Here is a 5,487-nt window from a genome sequence, read left to right as displayed (position 1 = left end):
AGGGCGTCGAGGGCGTCGGCGGCGGCGAGGGCGGGCTTCGGGTCGCTCTCCGGACCGGCACCCACCGCCGCCGCCAGCGCCGCCGCGTCCACCGGTGCCCCGCTCCGTACCGCCCACAGCGCCGCCGCCGGGCCCAGCCCGTTCTCCACGACCTCCGCGTGCATCCAGTGCGTATCGGTCACCACATGCCCCGGCCGCACCCACTTGCCGACGAGGCGCCCGAACTGCGCTGCCGGAAAGCTCTCCGCCGGCCGGACGACGTACCCCTCCTGCCGCCCGGTGTCCGGCTTCAGCGCGCGCACCGCCTTCGCGTCGAACACCCCGCGCCACAGGACCGGCGGCGCCGGGATGCCCAGGGAGCGCAGGAACTCCACGGTCCGGTCCCAGCCCAGACAGCGGTCGCCGTCCCACACGGAGAACCCGTAGAAGTGGCTCTCCAGCGCCTCGTACGCGAGGGAGTGCCGCGCGAACATGTTCTCGCCGCAGATCCGCCACCCCGCCGGGATGCGGGCGCCGACGCGGGCCTGGAGGGCCTTCACCCAGGTCCGGGACGGATGGTGCGCCGAGTCCAGCGAACGGGCGTGCAGCCCGTCCGCGTACAACGTGGTGTTCTCGCCGTCCAGCTTCTCGGTGACGACGACCTCGGTACCGGCCAGCGCGTCGAGGTCCGTCATCCGCACGTCGTCGGACGTGGCCCCGGGCGACCAGGGCAGATGAGGGGTCCGTGGATAGTGCGTCCGCATGGTCTTCCCGCCCCCGTACCGTCGTTGTGCCCGGCCGGAAACTGTAGGGGCGGGGGGCTTGCGCGTACGAACGGATAAAAGGGGAGAGGGCCGGGCCCGGGGTCGCCCCGATGCGTGCCCGCGTTTGAGCATCCACTCGGCCGGGGTAAGATCCTCGGCCCGATTGGCCAGGCTCGCAGCCCGTATGGCACACTAGCCAGGTTGCTCGGTTGAGTGTCAATGCTGCGCGCCTCCCGCCGGGAGGACCGGAAGCGAGTCCCACAGTACTCGTCGGCCCCATGCGGGCCGGACGTACGGGAATCTTCCGGGAAGCGTAAGTGGGGCACCGGCCAGGCACCCGGTGGGGTTTCTCCCCCGGCAGCGTGGTCTTCGGCCCGCACCCCCTTGGTTGGGAAATCCTTCGGGACTTCTGCGTAGAGGGGATGCGACACGCCCGACCGCGTGGGTCGGAGGGGAAGTTACCGAACCCCGGGTTCCAGAGCGTTAAACGAGAGACAGGACTACTAGTAGCCATGGCGGGACAGAAGATCCGCATCCGGCTCAAGGCCTACGACCACGAGGTCATCGACTCCTCGGCGAAGAAGATCGTCGAGACGGTGACCCGCACTGGTGCGTCGGTCGCGGGCCCGGTGCCGCTGCCCACTGAGAAGAACGTGTACTGCGTCATCAAGTCGCCGCACAAGTACAAGGACTCTCGCGAGCACTTCGAGATGCGCACGCACAAGCGCCTCATCGACATTCTCGACCCCACGCCGAAGACGGTTGACTCGCTGATGCGCCTCGACCTGCCGGCTGGCGTCGACATCGAGATCAAGCTCTGAGGGGACGGGCCGAGATGAGCAAGAACATCAAGGGCGTCCTGGGCGAGAAGCTCGGCATGACCCAGGTCTGGGACGAGAACAACCGGGTTGTCCCGGTGACCGTCGTCAAGGCCGGTCCGTGCGTCGTGACGCAGGTCCGTACGAACGACAGCGACGGCTACGAGTCGGTGCAGATCGCCTTCGGCGAGATCGACCCGCGCAAGGTGAACAAGCCCCTCAAGGGTCACTTCGCCAAGGCCGACGTCACCCCGCGCCGCCACCTGGTGGAGATCCGCACTCCTGACGCGAGCGAGTACACGCTCGGCCAGGAGATCAATGCCGAGGTGTTCGAGTCCGGCGTCAAGGTTGACGTCACGGGCAAGAGCAAGGGCAAGGGCTTCGCCGGTGTCATGAAGCGTCACAACTTCCGGGGCCTCGGCGCCGGTCACGGCGTGCAGCGCAAGCACCGTTCCCCCGGTTCGATCGGTGGCTGCGCCACCCCTGGGCGTGTCTTCAAGGGCATGCGCATGGCCGGTCGGATGGGTAACGAGCGCGTCACCACCCAGAACCTGACCATCCACGCGGTTGACGCGGAGAAGGGTCTGCTCCTCATCAAGGGCGCGGTCCCCGGTCCGAACGGCGGCCTCGTCCTGGTCCGTACCGCGGCCAAGGGGGCTTGAGGTAATGAGCACCATTGACATCCTTTCGCCGGCAGGCGACAAGGCCGGTACCGTCGAGCTCCCCGCGGAGATCTTCGACGCGAAGACCAGCGTTCCGCTGATCCACCAGGTCGTCGTCGCACAGCTGGCAGCTGCCCGTCAGGGCACGCACAAGACCAAGTCCCGTGGCGAGGTCCGCGGTGGTGGGCGCAAGCCTTACCGCCAGAAGGGCACCGGCCGCGCGCGCCAGGGTTCGACCCGTGCGCCGCAGTTCGTCGGCGGTGGCGTCGTCCACGGCCCGCAGCCGCGTGACTACTCGCAGCGCACCCCGAAGAAGATGAAGGCCGCCGCCCTCCGCGGTGCCCTCTCCGACCGGGCGCGTCACTCCCGCATCCACGTCGTCACCGGCGTGGTCGAGGGTGGGATCTCCACGAAGGCCGCCAAGACGCTGTTCGGCAAGATCTCGGAGCGCAAGAACCTGCTCCTGGTCGTCGACCGCAACGACGAGGCCGCGTGGCTCTCCGCACGCAACCTGCCCCAGGTGCACATCCTGGAGCCGGGCCAGCTGAACACGTACGACGTGATCGTCTCTGACGACGTGGTCTTCACCCAGGCCGCCTTCGAGTCCTTCGTGTCTGGCCCCCAGACCGCTGAGACCGAAGGGAGCGACGCCTGATGAGCGAGGCGACCGTTACCAGCAAGACCTACTCCGACCCGCGCGACGTTCTCGTCAAGCCGGTTGTCTCGGAGAAGAGCTACGCGCTGCTCGACGAGAACAAGTACACGTTCATCGTCGCGCCGGGCTCCAACAAGACCCAGATCAAGCAGGCCGTCGAGGCGGTCTTCTCGGTCAAGGTCACCGGGGTCAACACGATCAACCGCCAGGGCAAGCGCAAGCGCACCCGCACCGGTTTCGGCAAGCGCGCCGACACCAAGCGCGCCATCGTGACCCTCGCTGAGGGCGACCGTATCGACATCTTCGGCGGCCCGACCTCCTAGTGAGGCCGAGTCGTCCGGAATCGGACGAGGACTGAGAAATGGGTATCCGCAAGTACAAGCCGACGACCCCGGGCCGTCGTGGCTCCAGCGTCGCCGACTTTGTCGAGATCACGCGGTCCACGCCGGAGAAGTCGCTGGTCCGCCCCCTGCACAACAAGGGCGGCCGTAACAACACCGGTCGTGTGACCGTTCGCCACCAGGGTGGTGGCCACAAGCGCGCCTACCGCGTGATCGACTTCCGTCGTCACGACAAGGACGGCGTGCCGGCCAAGGTCGCGCACATCGAGTACGACCCCAACCGCACCGCGCGCATCGCGCTCCTGCACTACGCGGATGGCGAGAAGCGCTACATCATCGCGCCGCGTGGCCTGGCGCAGGGCGACCGTGTCGAGAACGGCCCGGCCGCCGACATCAAGCCCGGCAACAACCTGGCGCTGCGCAACATCCCGGTCGGTACGACCATCCACGCCATCGAGCTGCGGCCCGGCGGCGGCGCGAAGTTCGCCCGCTCCGCGGGTGCCTCCGTGCAGCTGCTGGCGAAGGAGGGCACCATGGCCCACCTTCGTATGCCGTCGGGTGAGATCCGCCTGGTCGACGCCCGCTGCCGCGCCACCATCGGCGAGGTCGGCAACGCCGAGCAGTCGAACATCAACTGGGGCAAGGCCGGCCGCATGCGGTGGAAGGGCGTCCGCCCGACCGTCCGTGGTGTCGTGATGAACCCGGTCGACCACCCGCACGGTGGTGGTGAGGGTAAGACCTCCGGTGGCCGTCACCCGGTTTCGCCGTGGGGTAAGAAGGAAGGTCGTACTCGTTCGCCCAAGAAGGCGTCGAACAAGTACATCGTCCGCCGCCGCAAGACGAACAAGAAGCGCTAGGAGCGGGTTTAGATGCCGCGCAGTCTCAAGAAGGGGCCCTTCGTCGACGGCCACCTCGCCAAGAAGGTGGACGTACAGAACGAGGCCGGCACCAAGAACGTCATCAAGACCTGGTCCCGTCGCTCGATGATCGTCCCGGCCATGCTGGGTCACACCATCGCGGTGCACAACGGCAAGATCCACGTCCCGGTGTTCGTCACCGAGTCGATGGTCGGCCACAAGCTCGGCGAGTTCTCGCCGACTCGCACCTTCCGCGGCCACGTCAAGGACGACCGGAAGTCGAAGCGCCGCTAACGCGGGGTGACTGACTATGACTTACACCGAAGGGACAACCATGGAAGCCAGGGCCCAGGCGCGGTACATCCGCGTCACGCCCATGAAGGCCCGCCGCGTGGTGGACCTCATCCGTGGCATGGATGCCACGGAGGCTCAGGCGGTCCTGCGTTTCGCCCCGCAGGCCGCGAGCGTGCCGGTCGGCAAGGTGCTGGACAGCGCCATTGCCAACGCCGCACACAACTACGACCACACCGACGCCTCTTCGCTGGTCATCAGCGAGGCGTACGTGGATGAGGGCCCGACCCTGAAGCGGTTCCGTCCGCGTGCCCAGGGCCGTGCCTACCGGATCCGTAAGCGGACCAGCCACATCACCGTGGTCGTCAGCAGCAAGGAAGGAACCCGGTAATGGGCCAGAAGGTAAACCCGCACGGGTTCCGGCTCGGCATCACCACGGACTTCAAGTCCCGCTGGTACGCCGACAAGCTGTACAAGGACTACGTCAAGGAAGACGTCGCCATTCGTCGCATGATGACGAAGGGCATGGAGCGCGCCGGCATCTCGAAGGTTGAGATCGAGCGCACCCGCGACCGCGTCCGCGTCGACATCCACACCGCTCGCCCGGGCATCGTCATCGGCCGCCGCGGCGCCGAGGCCGACCGCATCCGCGGCGAGCTGGAGAAGCTGACCGGCAAGCAGGTCCAGCTGAACATCCTCGAGGTCAAGAACCCCGAGGTGGACGCTCAGCTGGTGGCCCAGGCCGTCGCCGAGCAGCTCTCCTCCCGCGTCTCCTTCCGTCGTGCCATGCGCAAGAGCATGCAGAGCACGATGAAGGCCGGCGCCAAGGGCATCAAGGTCCAGTGCGGCGGCCGCCTCGGCGGCGCCGAGATGTCCCGCTCGGAGTTCTACCGCGAGGGCCGTGTGCCCCTGCACACGCTCCGCGCGAACGTCGACTACGGCTTCTTCGAGGCCAAGACGACCTTCGGCCGCATCGGCGTGAAGGTCTGGATCTACAAGGGCGACGTCAAGAACATCGCCGAGGTCCGCGCCGAGAACGCTGCTGCCCGTGCGGGCAACCGCCCGGCCCGTGGCGGCGCTGACCGCCCGGCCGGCCGCGGTGGCCGCGGTGGCGAGCGTG

9 protein-coding genes are annotated in these 5,487 nt (G+C 67.8%); 8 read left to right on the top strand and 1 reads right to left on the bottom strand.

The window, feature by feature from the left end; translation table 11 throughout:
* A partial coding sequence (locus G3I41_RS01930; protein ID WP_164398549.1) for an RNA ligase family protein occupies positions 1-743 on the bottom strand: 743 nt, incomplete at its 3' end.
* Between the two features lie 512 nt (positions 744-1,255).
* Here G3I41_RS01930 and rpsJ point away from each other — a divergent pair.
* From rpsJ to rpsC, 8 genes are all read left to right on the top strand, one after another.
* Complete coding sequence (gene rpsJ / locus G3I41_RS01925) at positions 1,256-1,564, top strand: 30S ribosomal protein S10 (RefSeq protein ID WP_003948644.1); 309 nt, start codon at positions 1,256-1,258, stop codon at positions 1,562-1,564.
* A 14-nt stretch (positions 1,565-1,578) separates the two neighbouring features.
* Complete coding sequence (gene rplC, locus G3I41_RS01920; protein WP_018101228.1) at positions 1,579-2,223, top strand: 50S ribosomal protein L3; 645 nt, start codon at positions 1,579-1,581, stop codon at positions 2,221-2,223.
* Between the two features lie 4 nt (positions 2,224-2,227).
* Positions 2,228-2,878, top strand: a complete 651-nt coding sequence (gene rplD, locus G3I41_RS01915; protein WP_111337409.1) for a 50S ribosomal protein L4 — start codon at positions 2,228-2,230, stop codon at positions 2,876-2,878.
* Positions 2,878-3,201, top strand: a complete 324-nt coding sequence (gene rplW / locus G3I41_RS01910) for a 50S ribosomal protein L23 (protein WP_003966958.1) — start codon at positions 2,878-2,880, stop codon at positions 3,199-3,201. The genes rplD and rplW overlap by 1 nt, the downstream gene beginning before the upstream one ends.
* 38 nt (positions 3,202-3,239) lie before the next feature.
* The gene (gene rplB / locus G3I41_RS01905; RefSeq protein ID WP_111337415.1) at positions 3,240-4,076 is read left to right on the top strand and encodes a 50S ribosomal protein L2; all 837 of its coding nucleotides are present in this window, start codon (positions 3,240-3,242) and stop codon (positions 4,074-4,076) included.
* A gap of 12 nt (positions 4,077-4,088) precedes the next feature.
* The gene (gene rpsS, locus G3I41_RS01900) at positions 4,089-4,370 is read left to right on the top strand and encodes a 30S ribosomal protein S19 (protein WP_018101224.1); all 282 of its coding nucleotides are present in this window, start codon (positions 4,089-4,091) and stop codon (positions 4,368-4,370) included.
* Between the two features lie 40 nt (positions 4,371-4,410).
* Positions 4,411-4,758 (top strand): 50S ribosomal protein L22, encoded by a 348-nt coding sequence (rplV, locus tag G3I41_RS01895; protein WP_004571827.1) that lies wholly within the window; start codon positions 4,411-4,413, stop codon positions 4,756-4,758.
* Positions 4,758-5,487, top strand: a 730-nt coding sequence (rpsC, locus tag G3I41_RS01890; protein ID WP_161207133.1) for a 30S ribosomal protein S3, incomplete at its 3' end; no start/stop codon positions are given. The genes rplV and rpsC, both read left to right, overlap by 1 nt.

Source organism: Streptomyces sp. SID9727 (genome assembly GCF_010550605.1).
Taxonomy (GTDB): Bacteria; Actinomycetota; Actinomycetes; order Streptomycetales; family Streptomycetaceae; genus Streptomyces.
Note: the sequence above shows the minus strand (reverse complement) of the source record. Positions and strands in the feature narration are given on the sequence as shown.

Bases quoted from the DNA above. Each gene is read 5' to 3' on its own strand.
- rplW (WP_003966958.1), top strand. From the start codon at position 2,878: ATGAGCGAGGCGACCGTTACCAGCAAGACCTACTCCGACCCGCGCGAC.
- rpsJ (WP_003948644.1), top strand. From the start codon at position 1,256: ATGGCGGGACAGAAGATCCGCATCCGGCTCAAGGCCTACGACCACGAG.
- rplD (WP_111337409.1), top strand. From the start codon at position 2,228: ATGAGCACCATTGACATCCTTTCGCCGGCAGGCGACAAGGCCGGTACC.
- rplV (WP_004571827.1), top strand. From the start codon at position 4,411: ATGGAAGCCAGGGCCCAGGCGCGGTACATCCGCGTCACGCCCATGAAG.
- rpsS (WP_018101224.1), top strand. From the start codon at position 4,089: ATGCCGCGCAGTCTCAAGAAGGGGCCCTTCGTCGACGGCCACCTCGCC.
- rplC (WP_018101228.1), top strand. From the start codon at position 1,579: ATGAGCAAGAACATCAAGGGCGTCCTGGGCGAGAAGCTCGGCATGACC.
- rplB (WP_111337415.1), top strand. From the start codon at position 3,240: ATGGGTATCCGCAAGTACAAGCCGACGACCCCGGGCCGTCGTGGCTCC.